General features: G+C 67.7%; 13 protein-coding genes and 1 riboswitch. All 13 genes read left to right on the top strand.

Features of this window, described 5'->3' with window-relative positions; genetic code table 11:
• The first annotated feature begins 104 nt into the window (after positions 1 to 104).
• The 13 genes from cobD (at position 105) to G520_RS0101335 (ending at position 17,101) form a co-directional block, all read left to right on the top strand.
• On the top strand, positions 105 to 1,124 hold the full coding sequence (gene cobD, locus G520_RS0101395) for a threonine-phosphate decarboxylase CobD (RefSeq protein WP_028534112.1): 1,020 nt from the start codon (positions 105 to 107) through the stop codon (positions 1,122 to 1,124).
• Positions 1,125 to 1,304, top strand: a riboswitch (cobalamin riboswitch).
• A gap of 99 nt (positions 1,305 to 1,403) precedes the next feature.
• Positions 1,404 to 2,444, top strand: a complete 1,041-nt coding sequence (locus G520_RS0101390) for a HoxN/HupN/NixA family nickel/cobalt transporter (protein WP_028534111.1) — start codon at positions 1,404 to 1,406, stop codon at positions 2,442 to 2,444.
• A 33-nt stretch (positions 2,445 to 2,477) separates the two neighbouring features.
• Positions 2,478 to 2,807 carry a (2Fe-2S) ferredoxin domain-containing protein gene (locus tag G520_RS0101385; RefSeq protein ID WP_028534110.1) on the top strand — a complete coding sequence of 110 codons (330 nt, stop codon included), beginning with the start codon at positions 2,478 to 2,480 and terminating at the stop codon, positions 2,805 to 2,807.
• Positions 2,804 to 6,784: a cobaltochelatase subunit CobN gene (locus G520_RS0101380; protein WP_028534109.1), complete on the top strand. Its 3,981-nt coding sequence runs from the start codon at positions 2,804 to 2,806 to the stop codon at positions 6,782 to 6,784. Before G520_RS0101385 ends, G520_RS0101380 begins: the two co-directional genes overlap by 4 nt.
• Positions 6,781 to 8,712, top strand: a complete 1,932-nt coding sequence (locus G520_RS0101375) for a putative cobaltochelatase (protein ID WP_028534108.1) — start codon at positions 6,781 to 6,783, stop codon at positions 8,710 to 8,712. Before G520_RS0101380 ends, G520_RS0101375 begins: the two co-directional genes overlap by 4 nt.
• Before the next feature lie 38 nt (positions 8,713 to 8,750).
• On the top strand, positions 8,751 to 9,455 hold the full coding sequence (locus G520_RS0101370) for a cobalt-precorrin-7 (C(5))-methyltransferase (RefSeq protein WP_028534107.1): 705 nt from the start codon (positions 8,751 to 8,753) through the stop codon (positions 9,453 to 9,455).
• Positions 9,452 to 11,011 carry a precorrin-8X methylmutase gene (locus G520_RS0101365; protein WP_028534106.1) on the top strand — a complete coding sequence of 520 codons (1,560 nt, stop codon included), beginning with the start codon at positions 9,452 to 9,454 and terminating at the stop codon, positions 11,009 to 11,011. Before G520_RS0101370 ends, G520_RS0101365 begins: the two co-directional genes overlap by 4 nt.
• Positions 11,008 to 12,153 carry a cobalt-precorrin-5B (C(1))-methyltransferase CbiD gene (gene cbiD, locus G520_RS0101360; RefSeq protein WP_028534105.1) on the top strand — a complete coding sequence of 382 codons (1,146 nt, stop codon included), beginning with the start codon at positions 11,008 to 11,010 and terminating at the stop codon, positions 12,151 to 12,153. The genes G520_RS0101365 and cbiD overlap by 4 nt, the downstream gene beginning before the upstream one ends.
• Complete coding sequence (gene cobI, locus G520_RS0101355; RefSeq protein WP_028534104.1) at positions 12,150 to 12,884, top strand: precorrin-2 C(20)-methyltransferase; 735 nt, start codon at positions 12,150 to 12,152, stop codon at positions 12,882 to 12,884. Before cbiD ends, cobI begins: the two co-directional genes overlap by 4 nt.
• The gene (gene cobM / locus G520_RS0101350) at positions 12,881 to 13,681 is read left to right on the top strand and encodes a precorrin-4 C(11)-methyltransferase (protein ID WP_028534103.1); all 801 of its coding nucleotides are present in this window, start codon (positions 12,881 to 12,883) and stop codon (positions 13,679 to 13,681) included. The genes cobI and cobM overlap by 4 nt, the downstream gene beginning before the upstream one ends.
• A complete protein-coding gene (locus G520_RS21060; protein WP_051228804.1) occupies positions 13,678 to 14,478 on the top strand; it encodes a cobalamin biosynthesis protein in 801 nt (266 codons plus the stop codon). Before cobM ends, G520_RS21060 begins: the two co-directional genes overlap by 4 nt.
• On the top strand, positions 14,478 to 16,025 hold the full coding sequence (gene cobJ / locus G520_RS0101340; protein ID WP_028534102.1) for a precorrin-3B C(17)-methyltransferase: 1,548 nt from the start codon (positions 14,478 to 14,480) through the stop codon (positions 16,023 to 16,025). The genes G520_RS21060 and cobJ overlap by 1 nt, the downstream gene beginning before the upstream one ends.
• Positions 16,022 to 17,101: a CobW family GTP-binding protein gene (locus tag G520_RS0101335; protein ID WP_028534101.1), complete on the top strand. Its 1,080-nt coding sequence runs from the start codon at positions 16,022 to 16,024 to the stop codon at positions 17,099 to 17,101. The genes cobJ and G520_RS0101335 overlap by 4 nt, the downstream gene beginning before the upstream one ends.
• The last annotated feature ends 11 nt before the right edge of the window (positions 17,102 to 17,112 follow it).

The following is a 17,112-nucleotide window of genomic DNA, read 5'->3' as shown; positions in this document are numbered from 1 at the left end:
CCCGGACCCGCTCCGTCGCGCTTGGCCGCCATTATATGAGGAGCATGCGGTGAGCCCCACCCTTTTTCGTTTCAGCCGCGCAGGCGCGCACGCGGTACGGCACCATGCTTGACCACGGCGGAGGCGTCCTGGCGGCGGCACGCCGGTACGGCATCGCCGTCGAAGACTGGCTCGATCTGTCGACCGGGCTCAATCCGCAAGGGTGGCCGGTCGCGGGCCCCGGCCCCGCCGACTGGCAGCGCCTGCCGCAAGAAGACGATGGCCTGGAGAGCGCCGCCGCCGGCTATTACGGAAGCGATATCCTGCTGCCGGTCGCGGGATCGCAGGCGGCGATCCAGGCCCTGCCCGGACTGCGTCCGCCCGGCGTCGTCGGCATGCTGGCCACCAGCTACGCCGAGCATGCGCGAGCCTGGCAACGTCATGGCCACCGGGTCGAAACGCTGGAGCCCGATGCACTGGAAGCGGCATTGCCGCGGCTGGACGCGCTGGTCCTGTGCACGCCGAACAACCCGACCGGCTGGCGGCCGGATGCGGCACGGCTCGCCCTCTGGCGCGAGCAGCTGACCGTGCACGGGGGCTGGCTGCTCCTCGACGAGGCCTTCATGGACGGTTTGCCGCAGCACAGCCAGATCGCGCACACCGGTCGTCCCGGCCTGATCGTACTGCGTTCGATCGGCAAATTTTTCGGACTGGCCGGCGCCCGCGTCGGTTTCGTTTTTGCCTGGCGCGAGTTATTGGACGCCCTGCGCGAAGAACTCGGGCCGTGGACCCTGTCCGGCCCGGCACGCGCGGTCGCCCGTGCCGCCCTGCTCGACACCGCCTGGCAGGACGCCACCCGCACGCGCCTGCAACGGGACAGCGCGCGACTGGGCGCCCTGCTCGCCGGACACGGCCTTGCCCCGCGCGGCGGCACCGATCTGTTTCAGTGGCTGCCTCATCCGCAGTCGCTCGCCCTGCACGATTTCTTCGCGCGTCGCGGCATTCTGTGCCGGCATTTCCCGCAATCGGGCAGCCTGCGCTTCGGCCACCCGCCCGACGAGAACGGCTGGCAGCGGCTAGCACACGCACTGGCCGAATGGCGGCCAGATGAGCGGGATTCCCATTACGCCCACGTTCACGTATGATCGGATGCTGAAAACGATGGTGCCCTTCACAGGGTGAAACGGGAACGCGGTGCGATGCCGCGGCTGCCCCCGCAACTGTAAGTGACGAGTCGGCGCGACAACACCACTGGGAATACCCGGGAAGGTAGCGCCAGGCCTTGACGCACGAGCCAGGAGACCGGCCATCGTTCTTTGTCGACGTGAGTTGAAAACCGGACGGGGTGCGCCGGGGGACAACGAAGGCTCCCTCACGGGCGTGCCCTTCCTCGCTCGCGGCGATGTTTCCAGCAAGGGACACTCATGTCGCTGCCGCCTTCAGCCGTTTCCGTCTTTCGCGCCCCGGCGCTACTGTTGCTCGCGCTCGGCGCCGCCAATCTGACGATCTGGAGCGTTGCGCTCGCCGCCTTCGCCGGTCAGCCCGCCCTGCAGGCCACCGCCCTGCTCGCCTATCTGTTCGGGCTGCGCCACGCCGTCGATGCCGACCATATCGCCGCCATCGACAACACCGTGCGCAAACTGATGCAGGAAGGCCGGCGTCCGTTCGCGACCGGTTTTTTCTTCTCGGCCGGGCACTCGACCATCGTACTCCTCGCGGTCGGCGTCATCGTATCGGCCACCAGCGCCTTGCAGAGCCGCTTCGCTTCGTTTCGCGATATCGGCGGCGCGATAGGCACCGGGGTGTCGGCACTGTTTCTGCTTACCATCGCCTTCATCAATCTGGGGGTGCTCAAATCGGTGTGGCAGCAGTTTCGCCGCGTCCGGCGCGGCGAAACGATCAGCGACGAACAGCTCGATTTGCTGCTTGGCAACCGCGGCCTGCTCGCGCGCCTGCTGCGCCCGCTTTTCAGACTGGTGAGCAAGAGCTGGCATATGTTCCCGATCGGTTTTCTCTTCGGCCTCGGCTTCGATACCGCCACCGAAATCGGGCTGTTTTCGCTGGCGGCCTCGCATAGCGCCGACGTCTCGCTGTGGCACATCCTGCTGTTTCCGCTGTTGTTTGCCGCCGGCATGTCGCTGATCGATACGCTCGACAGCATGCTGATGGTCGGAGCCTACGGCTGGGCCTTCGTCCATCCGCTGCGCAAACTCTGGTACAACCTGACCATCACCCTGGTGTCGGTGCTGGCCGCACTGGCCATCGGCTCGCTCGAAGCGCTCGGCCTGATCGTCGACCACTTGCACTTGAGCGGCGGCGGATGGGATGCCGTCATCGCGCTCAACGAGTCGCTCGCCCATTTCGGCTACGCCGTCATCGCACTATTCGCACTAAGCTGGCTGCTGTCCGCCGCCATCTACAAACTGAAGCGATTCGACACTCGCGGCGGCACTCCGCACGCCTGAACGATGCCGTCCGCCGCCCCCACACGAGCCACGATGAGACTTCACGACAAACATGTACTGATGTGCACCGGCCCGCGTTGCACAGCCGACGGCCAGCAAGCCGAGACGGTGTTCCTGGCATTGGGACAGGCGATAGACGCCTGTCCCGGCCTGCGCGTAAAACGCACGCGCAGCCGCTGCTTCGCCGTGTGCAAGCAGGGCCCGGTCATGGTGGTCTACCCTGAAGGCGTGTGGTACCGCCAGGTGGACATCGATGCCGCTCGCCGCATCGTCGACGAGCACCTGCTGCAGGGCCGCCCGGTCGAGGCGCTGATCTTCCATCGCCTGGGCCAGGGCGATGTCGACGGGGAGACGAAGGCGTGAGTCGACCCTTGCCGGGCATCGCCCTGTTCAGCCATGCCGCCACCGATCTGAGTACGCTGGCGCGCGCGCGCGCCGCCTTGCCGCCCGACTTCGGCCCGGTCATCGGCATCAATTTGCAGACGATAGCCGATGCGGATGCCATGGAGCGCCTATGCGCGGACGATCTGACCGGCGTCGGCGTACTCGTGGTCCGCCTGCTGGGCCGGCACAGTTCGGTTCCCGGTTTCGACGCACTGCTGAGGGATGCCGCCCGTCGGCAGCGCGCGCTGATCGTCGTCAGCGGTACAGGCGAACCCGACCCCGAACTGGCGGCGCTCTCCAGCGTTCCGCCCCAGTTGCAGCATGACGTCACCGCCTATCTGCAGGCTGGCGGCGGCGCGAACTTGGCCGCCTTGCTGCGTTGCCTGGCCGACCGGCTGCTGATGACGGGCTTCGGTTACCCGCCGCCGCAGGCTTTGCCCGAGCACGGCATCTACCACCCCGAGCTGCCGACGCCGTGCACCCTGGCCGATTGGTCGCTCCATGCCAACCCGGACTGGCCGACGGTCGGCATCGCCTTCTATCGTGCACACTGGCTCAGCGGCAACACCCACTTCATCGACCAGTTGATCGACAGCCTGGCCCGACGCCAACTCAATGCGCTGCCGGTATTCACCGCCTCGCTGCGCCGTCCGGGCGAAGACGGGCATGCCGCCGCCCTGGACCTGTTCGCCGATGCCATCGACGTACTGATCAACACCACCGCGTTTGCGATGGGAGACATCAAGCCCGATGGCCCGACGCAGGCTGCCTGGTCGGTGAGCGAGCTCGAACGATGCGGCTGGCCGGTGATACAGGCGATGACCAGCAGCATGACCTCCGCGCAATGGCGGCAATCGGAAAGGGGGCTCAACCCGCTCGATACCGCGATGAATGTCGCCTTGCCGGAATTCGACGGCCGCATCATCAGCGTGCCGATCTCGTTTCGCCACGCCGACGACGCCAGTCTCTACGCCCCGCTGCCCGACCGCGTGGAACGCGTGGCCGGTCTTGCCGCGCGCCTGGTCAGGCTGCGTCGCACGCCGCGCGCCGACAAGCGCATCGCGTTCATTTTCACCAATTCCAGCAGCAAGGCCTCGCAGATCGGCAATGCGGTCGGGCTCGACTCGCCCGCCTCGCTGCTCGCCGTGTTACACGCGATGCAGGCCCAGGGCTATGCCATCGACGGTCTGCCGGAGAGTAGCGATGCACTGATCCACGCGTTGATAGACCGCGGGGCCTACGATCAAGCTTATTTGCGCGCCGACCAGCTCGAGCGCGCGATCGCCACCGTACCGGCCGCGCGCTATGCCGAATGGTTTTCCCAATTACCGCACGCCACGCGCGCAAAAATGCAGGAGCGCTGGGGCGAAGCCCCCGGCAACGCCTATGTCCACGACGGCAAGCTGGTATTCGCCGGCCTGAGCTACGGCAATGCCTTTGTCGCGTTGCAGCCGCCGCGCGGTTATGGCATGGATCCGGATGCGATCTACCACACCCCGGACCTGGCGCCGACGCACCACTACTACGCGCTCTATCGCTGGCTGCGCGACGAATGGCAGGCCGACGCCATCGTCCATGTCGGCAAGCACGGAACGCTGGAATGGCTGCCCGGCAAGGGCGTGGGACTATCCGACACCTGCTTTCCCGACGCCCTGCTCGGCGATATGCCGCTTTTTTATCCCTTTATCCTCAATGATCCCGGTGAGGGCGCACAGGCCAAGCGCAGGGCGCATGCCGTAGTCATCGACCACTTGACGCCGCCGATGACGACCGCCGACACCTACGGCCCGCTCGCACAGCTCACGCAGTTGGTCGACGAGTATTACCAGGTAGAAATGCTGGACCCGGCCAAGCTGCCGCTGCTTCAGCAGCAGATATGGGATCTGATCAAGGAGGCGCGGCTCGACACCGATCTGGCTGCCATGCGCGGGCACGACCATCACGATCCCGCCCGTGCGCCCGCCAGGGGCGGCTATCGGGTGCACGCGGCTCGCAATGAGCGTATGCGGCCGGCGGCGGTCGGCTACCGCAAGGCGGAGAGGCTCCACGATCACGCTCACGGTCATGAGCACGCACACGAGTGGGATGCGACACCGGGCGCGGACGGCGTTCCGCTGACGCTCTCAAAGATGGAAGGCGTCGATATCGCCCACCTGGTCGAGGACATCGATGGCTATCTATGCGAGTTGGGGGCGGCACAGATTCGAGACGGCCTGCACATTCTGGGACGCGTGCCGGAGGGCGATGCACAGATCGACATGCTCTGCGCCCTGCTGCGCCTGCCCAACCTCGATGTCCCCTCGCTGCCGGCGGCGGTAAGCGCTGCGCTAGGCGGCTCGCTCGATGCATGGCAGCACGACAAGGGCAAGCGTCTCGATGTCGTGCCGTCGGCGCTCGCCGCGCATTGCCCGCCTCCGCTGGTCACACGCGCCGATGCGCTCGACGCCGTCGCCGCCGTCTGTCGCCGCCTTGTCTGTGCGCTCGCGGACCGCGGCTTCGCCCCGACGGCACCACCCGCGGCACTGGCGGCCGTTCTGCCCGGCATGAACGATGCCGCCATCCTCAGCGCGCTGGACTTCGCATGCACCGGGCTGGTGCCGCGCCTCGCACGCACCCGCGACGAGATCGGCAACCTGCTGCTAGGACTCGACGGCGGCTACGTGCCGGCCGGCCCGAGCGGAGCTCCGACGCGCGGCATGGCGCACATCCTGCCGACCGGGCGCAATTTCTATTCGGTCGACCCGCGCTGCTTGCCGTCGCAAGCGGCCTGGCGTATCGGCAGCGCTCTCGCGCACGAAGTGATCGCCCGCCACCGCCATGAAACCGGCCGCGACCCGGAGTCGGTCAGCATCAGCGTCTGGGGCACCAGTGCGATGCGCACCCACGGCGACGATATCGCGCAGATTCTGGCGCTTATCGGCGCGCGGCCACGCTGGCAGCCCGAAAACCGCGGCGTATGCGGCATCGAGGTCATCCCGCTGGCCGAGCTCGGCCACCCGCGCATCGATGTGACGGTGCGCATCAGCGGCTTTTTCCGCGACGCCTTCCCGCACCTGATCGACTTGCTCGATCAGGCCGTCCATGCCGTTGCGCACCTGGACGAACCGCCGGAACAGAACTATCTGCGCAAGCATTATCTGGCCGACCTCGCACGCTCCGCGGCCGACACCCTGCCAGCAGCCGAGGCCGAGGCACGCGCGCTGTACCGGGTCTTCGGCTCCAAACCCGGCACCTATGGAGCCGGCATCCTGCCGCTGATCAACGAGCAGAACTGGAGCGACGATGCCGACTTCGCGACGGCGTATATCAATTGGGGCGGCTACGCCTACTCGCGTGCGGTCTCCGGCGTCGACGCGCGCGACGATTTCCGCCATCGCCTGTCCGGGGTCGAAGTCGCCTTGCACAACCAGGACAACCGCGAACACGATATCTTCGATAGCGACGACTACCTGCAATACCACGGCGGAATGATCGCCACTATCCGCAGTCTGACCGGGCGTCAGCCGCGCCATTATTTCGGCGACAGCCATGACCCCGAGGCACCGGCCGTACGTGGACTCAAGGAAGAAGTCCTGCGCGTGTTCCGCTCGCGCGTCGCCAACCCGAAATGGCTGGCCGGCATCCGCCAGCACGGCTACAAGGGCTGCCTCGAGCTGACCGCCACCGTCGATTATCTGTTCGGCTACGACGCAACCGCGCATGTGGTGGACGACTGGGTGTACCGGCAACTGGCGGAAACCTATGCGCTGGCGCCCGACATGCAGGCCTTTTTCGCCGCGAGCAACCCCTGGGCGCTCAACGCCATCACCGAACGCCTGCTCGAAGCGGCGCAGCGTCAACTGTGGGCCGAACCCGATGCGGCGATACTGGCCGCGCTTCGCGAGCTGTATCTGAAGAGCGAGAGCTGGCTGGAAGCGCGCGGCGACATGCCGCCGCGTGGAGTACAAACATCATGAGACAGAACTACCCGTTTGCCGCCATCGTCGGTCAGGACGATCTGAAGCGCGCGCTGCTGCTGTGCGCGATCGACCCCAGCCTCGGCGGACTGTTGATCCGCGGCGACAAGGGCTGCGCCAAGAGCACCGCCGCGCGCGGCCTGAGCGATGTCCTGCCCCCGATACGGCGCGTTCCCGGCTGTGCCTTCAACTGCGCGCCGGAAGCGCCGCTGGCCGAATGCCCGATCTGCCGCGGCGGCGATGCGCACGCTGTCAGCGCGCCGGTGCCCTTTGTCAACCTGCCGCTTGGCGCCGGCGAAGACCGCGTGCTCGGCAGCCTCGATATCGGACGCGCGCTGAAGGATGGGCGAACGGCATTTCAGCCGGGCTTGCTGGCCAGCGCCCATCGCGGCTTGCTGTATATCGACGAAGTCAATCTGCTGCCCGACCATCTGGTCGATGCGCTGCTCGACGTCGCAGCCATGGGGCAGAATCGGGTCGAACGCGACGGACTGGCGATCAGCCACCCGGCTCGCCTCACCTTGCTCGGCACCATGAACCCGGAAGAAGGAGAGCTGCGGCCGCAACTGCTTGACCGCTTCGGTATGATGGTCGAGGTCAGCGCCCCGCGCGATCCGCATGAGCGCAGCGAGGTCGTCCGCCGCCGTCTCGCCTTCGAATCCGATCCCTCCGCCTTCTCCGCGCACTGGAGCGAACACACCGCCGCCCTGCGCGAGCGCATCGTCGCCGCGCGCTCGCGGCTGAGCGCGGTCCGCCTGTCCGACGCGCTCTTCCATTTCATCAGCCAGTTGTGCTGCGAATTCGATGTCGCCAGCCTGCGCGCCGACATCGTCATGAACAAGGTCGCGCGCGCCATCGCCGCGCTGGCCGAGCGCGACGCGGTCGAGGCCGGCGACGTGCGCGATGCCGCCTTGCTGGTGCTCCCGCATCGCCGGCGGCGCAAGCCGTTCGAGCAGGGCGGCCTGGACCGCGAACGCCTGGAACACATGACGCGCGAAGCCGCGGCGCCCCCTCCTGCAGGCCGGCCGGAGAGGCAGGATGCCGCCCCGACCGACGGCGGGACGCAGGCGGGAGACGACGGCGAGCCCGCTGACGCCAGCGAAAGCGGGCAGCCGCGCGAACAGGTTTTTGCCGCAGCCGATGCCGCCGACGGAGCACGCCTCGACGTCGCCGCCCTGAGCGCGCACGAGGCGTCCGGCCGCCGGGGGCAGACCGACAAGGCCCGCCGCGGCTACGCGGTGGGGGCGCTTGCTTCGCCCAGCCCCGGGAAGCTCGCACTGGGTGCGACCCTGCGCCATGCCGTGCGGCGCGACCCCTCCGCGTTCGCCGTCACCCGCGCCGATCTGCACGACACCGTGCTCTCCGGTCGCCAGGGCACGCTGCTCCTGCTGCTGGTCGACGCCTCCGGCTCGATGGGAGCGAAACGCAGGATGGAAGCGGTCAAGGCAAGTGTGCTCGGCCTGCTGCAGGATGCCTATATCCGCCGCGACCAGGTTGCAGTGATCTGTTTTCGCGGCGACTCGGCCGAGCTGGTGCTCGCACCGACGCGGCACGCGGAGCAGGCCGAACGCGCACTGAGCGAGCTGCCCACCGGCGGACGCACGCCGCTCGCCCATGCGCTGCAACTCGCAGCCGAAACCCTTGCGCGGCGCGAGAAGGAACTGACCCCGCTCTTGGTCGTCCTCAGCGACGGCCGCGCCAATATCGCACTGACGGAAGACGGGAACCCATGGCGCGAGTCGCTGGAACAGGCCGCGCAGTTGGCCGCTGGCGGCACCCCGGCACTGGTTCTCGACACCGAACAGGATTTTGTCCGCCTCGGACGCGCACGCGAGCTCGCGCACGCGCTCGAAGCCGATTATCTGCCGCTGGACCGTTTCAGCAGCGAACAACTGACGCTGACCTTGCGCGAGCGGCTGAAACGCTGAGTGCTCGCTGCCCACGCCAACCAGACCAAGGACTTTTCATGATCATCTGTATCGGCGCCGGACCCGGCGATGCCGCTTACCTGCCGCAACGGTCGGCGCAACGGCTGCAGGAAGCCGACGTCATTGCCGGCTTCGATGCGGTGCTGGACGTTGTCTCCCCCCTGATTCCCGCCGCCGCCACCGTGATCAGGATGGGCTACCGCGATCAGGTCGCACAACTCGATGAAGTGGCGCGCCTGCACCACAATGGTCTTCGTTGCGTGGTGGTCTTCATGGGCGATATCCATTTCAGCGGCTTCCAGTATCTGGAGCGGGTCGAACGCGCCTGCGGCCACCCGGTGGAAACCATGCCCGGCATCTCGTCGGCCCAGGTTCTGGCCTCGCGCGCCAAAGTCTGCTTCGACGAGACGACCTTTATCACCTTCCATCGCCGCGGCGATCTGAGCCCGTTCAAACGGCATCTGGTGCACGTACTGCAAGACGGACGCAACGCCATCGTGATTCCCTGCCCGTGGGATGCGGCGCGTTCCTTCATGCCCTGCCATATCGCCGCCTATCTGCTGGAGAACGGCATTCCGCCCCAGCATCCGACCGAAGTCTGGGAAAACCTGACCCGGCGCGAGGCGGAATGGCATGGCACGCTGGCCGAATGCGCGGACAAAGTCTTTTCCGACATGAGCATCATGCTGATCCGCACGCTGCAGCCGATGGCGAGCCAGATCGAAGCGGCGGGGACGGTATGAGCGACGGCTACAGCATCGTACTGGCCGGCCACGGCAGTCGCGATCCGGATGGCATCGCCGAATTCATGCGCCTGGTCGAGTTGCTGCGCGAACGGGCGGGCGGCCGCCCCGTGTACCATGCCTTCCTGGAGTTCGCCACGCCGACACTGGATCGCGCCGTCGCCGACGCCATCGCCGACGGCGCGCAACGCATCGTGATCGTACCGGGCGTGCTGCTTGCGGCAACCCACGCCAAGAACGACATGCCGAGCGAGCTCGCAGCGCTGAAGGCGGCCCACCCCGCGATAGACTTTCACTTCGGCGCGGCGCTCGACCTGCACCCGAGCCTGCTCGAGCTATGCCGCCAGCGCCTGATCGAAGCCGAAGCCGCTGCCCCGACCACGCGCGCGCGCGGCGATAGCTGCCTGCTCGTCGTCGGACGCGGCACGTCCGACCCGGACGCCAATTCGGATATCAACAAACTCGCGCGGCTGCTGGAAGAAGGCATGGGCTTCGGGGCCTCATTCGTCGGCTATTCCGGCACCGCGCGCCCGGCCGTTTCCGATGCGCTGGAAGCCGTGGCCCGCCTCGGCTTCCAGCGCATCGTGGTGCTGCCCTACTTCCTGTTCGACGGCGTTCTGGTCAAACGCATCCATGCCGCCGCCGATGCGCTCGCCGCGCGCCACCCCGATATCGAAGTCCTGCATGCCGGCCACCTGGGCGCGCACCCGCTGCTGGCCAGGGTTTTTCTCGAACGTGCGGCGGAGGGCGTGTCCGGACGCGCGAGCATGAATTGCGCGCTATGCAAATACCGCGTGCAGATCATCGGTTTCGAAGAACAGGTCGGCGCACCGCAAGTCGCACACCACGGCCGGGTGCGGGGCCTCGCCGGCCGCGGACCGGTCGCGCCGCCGGTCCAGGACTGGCCTCCCTATGTTCCGCACCCGATCGAAGCCGAAAGCATGCGCATCATCGATGCCGGCCGCGACTGGTCGACGGTACCCTCCGATCAACAGATCGTACTGAAGCGTCTCGTGCACACCAGCGGCGACTTCGACATCATCGACGATATGTTTTTTTCGCCGGGCGCCGTCGAGACCGGCATGCGCGCCTTGCTGCGCTGCCGGCGCGTGGTGACCGACGTCACCATGGTACAGACCGGGCTCAAGCGCGCCGTGCTCGAGCAGCTTGGCGTGGACGTCTGGTGCGGCGTGCACGACGCCGAGACCCATGTCATGGCCGAGGCGCACGGCATCACGCGCTCGGCCGCCGGCATCCGCCGGGCGTGGCAAAAATTCGGCAACGATGTGGTGGTCGCCATCGGCGACGCCCCAACCGCGATCATGGAGTTGGTGAGTCTGGTGCGCGAACACGGCTGGCGCCCGCAATTGGTCGTCGGGCTGCCTGTCGGGTTCGTCGGCACCCGCGAAAGCAAGGAGGCGCTCGCCCGGCTGTTGCAGGTGCCGCGCATCACCAATCGCGGCACGCGCGGCGGTTCGCCGTGGGCGGCTTCGGCAATCAACGCCCTGATGATAGCCGCCATCGCTCACGTACACCGCCAGACGAGCACACCATGAACCCGGACGGCCGCCAGCGCTTCGACCTTGATCTCCCGGCGCCCAACGGCCTGCGCCGCGGACGCACGACGGGCAGCTGCGCGACCGCGGCGGTCAAGGCCGCCCTGCTGTTGCTGCTGCGCGGCGAGACGGTCAGCGAGGTCGACGTCAGCCTGCCCGACCCCGGCCTTTATCTGCGGATTCCGGTCGCACGCGTCGAGCGCCTGGCCGACGGCATGGTACGCGCCGAAGTCATCAAGGATGGCGGCGACGATCCCGACAGCACCCACGCAGCCACCCTGTTCGCCGAGATCGCCCCCAATCACAGCGGCGAAGCGCGCTTTATCGCCGCCGCCGGCGTCGGCGTGGTCACCCGGCCCGGCTTGCGCATCGCGCCGGGCGAGGCCGCCATCAATCCGGTCCCGCGCGCGATGATGCGGCAAGCGGTGGCGGAAGTCCTGGCCGGCGCTCCCGATCCCGGTTTCGACCTGGCGATAGGCTGCGTCGACGGCGCGCGCATTGCCAGGCGGACGTTCAACCCCATGCTAGGCATCATCGGCGGCATCTCCATCCTCGGCACCAGCGGCATCGTCGAGCCGATGTCGCTGGCGGCCTGGATCGCGTCGATCGAGGTCTATATCCGCGTCGCGCTGGGAGAGAATCCCGACGCCATCGCCTTCACCCCGGGCAAGATCGGCCGCGGTTACGCCGCGGAAACCCTTGCGCTGCCGGCCTCGCAAGTAGTGCAGATCGCCAATTTCGTCGGCGCCTCGCTCGACCATCTCGATGCGATATTGCAGGAAAAGCGGGCCCGGCTCGCGACGTTGTGGGTACTCGGCCACCCCGGAAAAATCGCCAAAGTGCTGGATGCGGTATGGGATACCCACTCCAGCAAAAGCGCCATGGCCATGGGCAGCGTTGCCGCCGTGGCCGCCGATTTCGGCCTGCCCGTCGCACTGAGGGCAGAAATAGAGAAAGCCAATACCGTGGAAAATATTGTGGACATCGTGCGCGCCGACCCGCGCGCACGCGCCTTCTGGTGCGAAATCGAAGACCGGGTCGCCGCGCTGATGCAGCGGCGGCTCACCCGCGTCGACCGCGTGGCGGTACGGCTGTTCAGCATGGATGGCACGCCGCTCGGTGCGGCGGCCGGCGCGGCATGAGCGCGCCCGGACGTTTTACCGGCATCGGCGTCGGTCCCGGACCGGCCGGCCTGATCCCGGTCGCCGCGGTCGAGGCACTGAACCGCGCCGACGTGATCTTTCTGCCGCGCGCGCGCTCGAGCGCGGTTTCGGTCGCGCGCTTGTGCCTGGCGGGGATCCCCCTCCGGCCGCAGGCCTTGCGCGAGATCGAATTCGACATGGAGACGGACCGCGACGCGCTGGCCGCGAATTACGGCAGGATGGCGGATGCCGTCGCCGCCGAAGTCGATGCCGGCCGCCACGTCGTCTACCTGACGCTAGGCGATTCGATGACCTACTCGACCTACGGTTATCTGCTGTCGGCCCTGCGCGCGCGCCGACCCGATATCGAGGCATGCACACTGCCCGGCGTCACCAGCTTCGCCGCGACCGCCGCAGCGCTGTCATGGCCGCTGGGCGAAGGCAAGGAGCGCATCCTGATCCTGCCCTGCCCGGACGACACCGCCGCGCTGCGCGCCGACATCGAAAGCCACGATATCGTGGTACTGATGAAAATAGGCCCGCGCTTGCCGGCCGTGCTCGCACTGCTGGCAGAAATGGATATCGCACGGCACTGCGCGTTTGCGCGCCGCATCGGTTTGCCGGGCGAAGTACTATGCGACGATGTGGCGCAACTCGACGCCGACTCGGCCAGCGGTTACCTGGCCACCCTGCTGATTCGCCGCCAGGCACGTGTGGAGCGCCCCTTATGAAAGTCTATTTTATCGGCGCCGGTCCCGGTGCCGCCGATCTGATCACACTGCGCGGCAGCCGCCTGCTGGGCCAGGTCTCCATCGTGTTATACGCGGGTTCGCTGGTGCCGCGCGACATGCTGCAGCATTGCCGCGCCGACGCCGAACTGCTGGACACCGCCGAGATGTCGCTCGACGAGCAGGAGGCCTGCTACCGCCGCGCGCGCGATCAAGATCGCGACGTGGCCCGCCTGCACTCGGGCGATCCTTCCATTTACGGTGCCACCGCCGAGCAGATGCGGCGTCTGGAGAAGTTGGGCATCGCGTATGAAGTCGTGCCCGGCGTATCGTCGTTCACCGCCGCCGCCGCCGCACTGGGCAGCGAACTGACGCGGCCGGAAGTCTCGCAATCTATCGTGCTGACCCGCGTATCGGGGCGGGCCTCGGCCGTGCCCGAGCTCGAGTCGGTCGCGCGCTTCGCCGAGCATCGCGCGACCATGTGCCTCTTTTTATCCGGTCAACACCTGAAACAGACGGTCGCCGACCTGCTCTTGCACTACCCCGCCGACACGCCGGTGGCGCTCGTACGGCGAGCGAGCTGGCCGGATCAGAGTGTGCACCGCAGCACCCTGGGCACTCTGCTGAGCGAAGTCAAAACCCGCGACTGGCTGCTGACGACCTTGCTGCTGGTCGGCGCGGCGCTATCGCAGGCAGAGGGGGTTGAATCCAGCCTGTACGCCGCGGGCTTCACCCATATTTTCCGCGATGGCAACGACCGGAAAACGCCGCGCGCGAGCCGCGGCAAGGCAAAAACATGAAGGACGGTGCGATCTGGATGGTCCGGCCCGAGGCGCAGGCATTGGGCGAACGCCTGGCCGCCGCGCTCGATGCCGACTGTGTCTATCCGTGGCGGGATGCCGGGCTGCCGCCGCGCGAGCAATTCCGCCGCCTGTTTCCGCGGTACCGCCGCTGGGTGCTGCTGATGGCCAGCGGCATCGCCGTGCGCTATCTGGACGGACTTGCGCGCGACAAGCACAGCGACCCGGCCGTCGTTGTCATGGACGAGGCGGCCCGCTTCGCCGTGCCGCTCTTATCCGGGCATGAAGGCGGCGCCAACGCGCTCGCTTATGCGCTCTCCCGCCTGACCGGCGCCGTCCCGGCAATCACCACCGCCAGCGAGGCCTTGCGACCGTTGACCTTGGGCATAGGCTGCCGGCGAGGCAAGTCGGTCGGGGCCATTGAAGCCGCCGTCGCGTACGCGCTCGCCGGTCGGCCGCTGAGCGCGGTGCGCGAAGTCGCCACCCTGGACGTCAAGGCCGACGAGGCCGGCCTGCTCGAGTTCTGCCGTCGGCATGAGCTGCCGCTGCGCGTGTTCGCCCGCGCCGATGTCGCCGCCCGCGCCTGGGTCGGACAGCCCTCGGACTGGGTGCGGCAAAACGTCGGCGTCGATGGCGTGTGCGAGCCGTGCGCGCTGATCGCCAGCCCGCGCGGGCGACTGATCGTCGGCAAGACCACGCTCGACGGCGTCGCCGTCGCCGTCGTTGCCGACACCGAAGCAAACGGTTCACCGCCGGGCGTCGCCGACGCGCGCCCGCAAACAGAAAGCGATATTTGATGAGCGGCAAACTTTACCTGGTCTCGGTCGGGCCCGGCAGCATGGAACTGATCCCTCCGCGCGTGCATGCCGCGCTGGAAGCAAGCGACGTCATCGTCGCCTACGAGCTGTACCTGACCTGGATACGACCCTGGATCGCGGGCAAGGACGTCCGCACGCTGCCGCTGACGCAGGAGCGCGAGCGCGCACAGCTGGCGCTGGAGCAGGCACGGCAGGGACGCAGCGTCGCCCTGGTTTCCAGCGGCGATATCGGCATCTACGCGATGGCCACGCTCGCCTTCGAAGACATGCGCGAGGACGACGTGTTCGAGGTGGAGCTGATTCCCGGCATCACCTCGGCCAACGCCTGCGCCTCGCTGCTGGGGGCGCCGCTGTCGCACGACTTCGCCACGCTATCGCTTTCCGACCTGCTGTGTCCGTGGGAATGGATAGAAACCCGGGCCCGCCACATCGCCGCGGCCGATCTGGCGGCGGTGTTTTACAATGTGCAGAGTCGGCAGCGCCAGGAGGGCGTCTACCGCATTATCGACATCATGCTCGAGCACAAGCGGCCGGGCACCCTGTGCGGCATCGTGCACAACGCCTATCGCGAGGGGCAGACGGTGGAAATCGTCACGCTCGACGCGCTGCGCGCGCGGCGCTTCGACATGCTGACCACGCTGGTGATAGGCAACCGTTTCACCCGCCGCAAACGCGGTTGGATCTATACCCCGCGCGGCTACGGCAACTGGGATGAGACCCCCGACAGCGTCCGCTCCGACACCCTGCCTGCGCAGGCGACCTGGGTGTTTTCCGGCACCGGCGACGGAAACGCGCTCGCGCGCGCGATCGCGGCCGACGGGCCGGTGGTGCTGTCCAGCGCCAGCGACTATGGCGCCGAAGCCGCACGTCGCGCGTGCCCGGGCGCGACGGTGATTGCCGGCCGTCTGGGCGTGGAACGCCGGCGCGAACTGCTGCGCGAGAGCGGCGCGCGTGCCATCGTCGATGCCACCCATCCCTATGCCGCCGACATGTCGCGCCAATTGATCCAGCTGGCGCACGAACTGGCCCTGCCTTATATGCGCTACGAGCGCCCCGACGCCGCGGACGCGCATCCGGCCCTGCACTGCGCCACAGTGCAGCAGGCGGCGGCGCTGGCGATGGCGCATGGACGGCGGATTTTTCTCGCGACCGGATCGCGTGATCTCGAGTCGTTTCTGCACGCGGACGGTGCCGCCGCGCACGAATGGTTTTTGCGGCTGGCGCCCGATCCGCAGCATTTGCAGCGCGCCGTCGACCTCGGATTGCCGCGCGCACATCTGTGCGCAATGCAGGGACCGTTCTCGCAGAACAGCAACGAGACCCTGTGGCGCGACTGGGGCATAGACTGCGTGGTGACCAAGCAATCGGGCGACGCCGGAGGCTATCGTGCCAAGGCCGCCGCCGCGGCCGCGCTCGGGATTCCCCTGATCGTCCTCGACAGGCCACGGCTCGACTATCCGCAACGGGTCAACGACTTCGCCGCCGTGAGCGCCTGGCTCGGCACGATGAAGGGAGAAACGGCATGAGCGGGGCCCGCCTTCCTGTGACCATCGTCACCGGCTTTCTCGGCGCCGGCAAGACCACCTTGCTCGCACGCCTGATCGCCGACAGCCCGCGGCGGCGTCTGGCCCTGCTCGTCAACGAGTTCGGCGAAGTCTCGATCGACGGCGCGCTGCTACGCGAACACGGCGCGGATGGCCGGGTCGAGATCCACGACCTCGCGCACGGACTGATCGCCTACGGCGACGACGAAGCCTTCGAGCCCACGCTGCAAGCCTTGTGGGAGCGGCGCGCGCTGATCGACCATGTCCTGATCGAAACCTCGGGACTCGCGCTGCCGACCGCCGTCATGGAAAGGCTGCAGGGCGAGGCGCTGGCCTCCCGCTTCATCCTTGACGCCACCTTGAGCGTGGTCGATACGCCGCTGCTGCTGGCCGGCAGCTTCGACGCGAACGATAGCAGCGCGGCAGGAGCAATCGCCAGCCTGTTCCGGCAGCAGCTCGCCAACGCCGACATCGTGATTCTCAACAAAATCGACGCCCTCGACGACGAGGCCCTGTTGCGCGCAGAAGCCCGGGTGCGCGCGTTGGCGCCGGCCGTCCGTTTCATAGAACCCGCGCACACGGCGCGTCTCGATCCGAGGTTGACGCTCGGGCTGCACCTGCACGAAGCCTCCGCCGGCGGGCCGCGCCATTTCGCCCCGGCCTCCCTGCGCCCGCTCGCCGACCAGGGCGCCTTCGACGGCCACAGCCACGGCGGAATGAATGCGCACAGCCACGGACTGGCCACGCACAAGCATTTTCACGAACACGATCCGGGCTGGCAGTCCTTCGTCGTCAAAAGCGCCGATGCCCAGGATCTCGACACCCTGCGGCGCGCCGTCGCATCGCTCGCGCAAGAACAGGCGATACTGCGCGTGAAAGGCTTCGCCCGCGGCGAAGCCGGCCGCATCGTGATCCAGGCCGTACGCGGTCGGGTCGACGCGCGCCTGGACGCGGCGCTGCCGCCGCGGCTCGCGCAATTGATCGTCATCGGCTACCACCCGAACCGGCCGCGGCTGGTCGCCGAACTCAGCCGCCTCACCGCAACCCGCTGGCGCTGACGTGCGCGCCC

The organism is Paludibacterium yongneupense DSM 18731 (genome assembly GCF_000422925.1).
GTDB lineage: Bacteria > Pseudomonadota > Gammaproteobacteria > Burkholderiales > Chromobacteriaceae > Paludibacterium > Paludibacterium yongneupense.
Note: the sequence above shows the minus strand (reverse complement) of the source record. Positions and strands in the feature narration are given on the sequence as shown.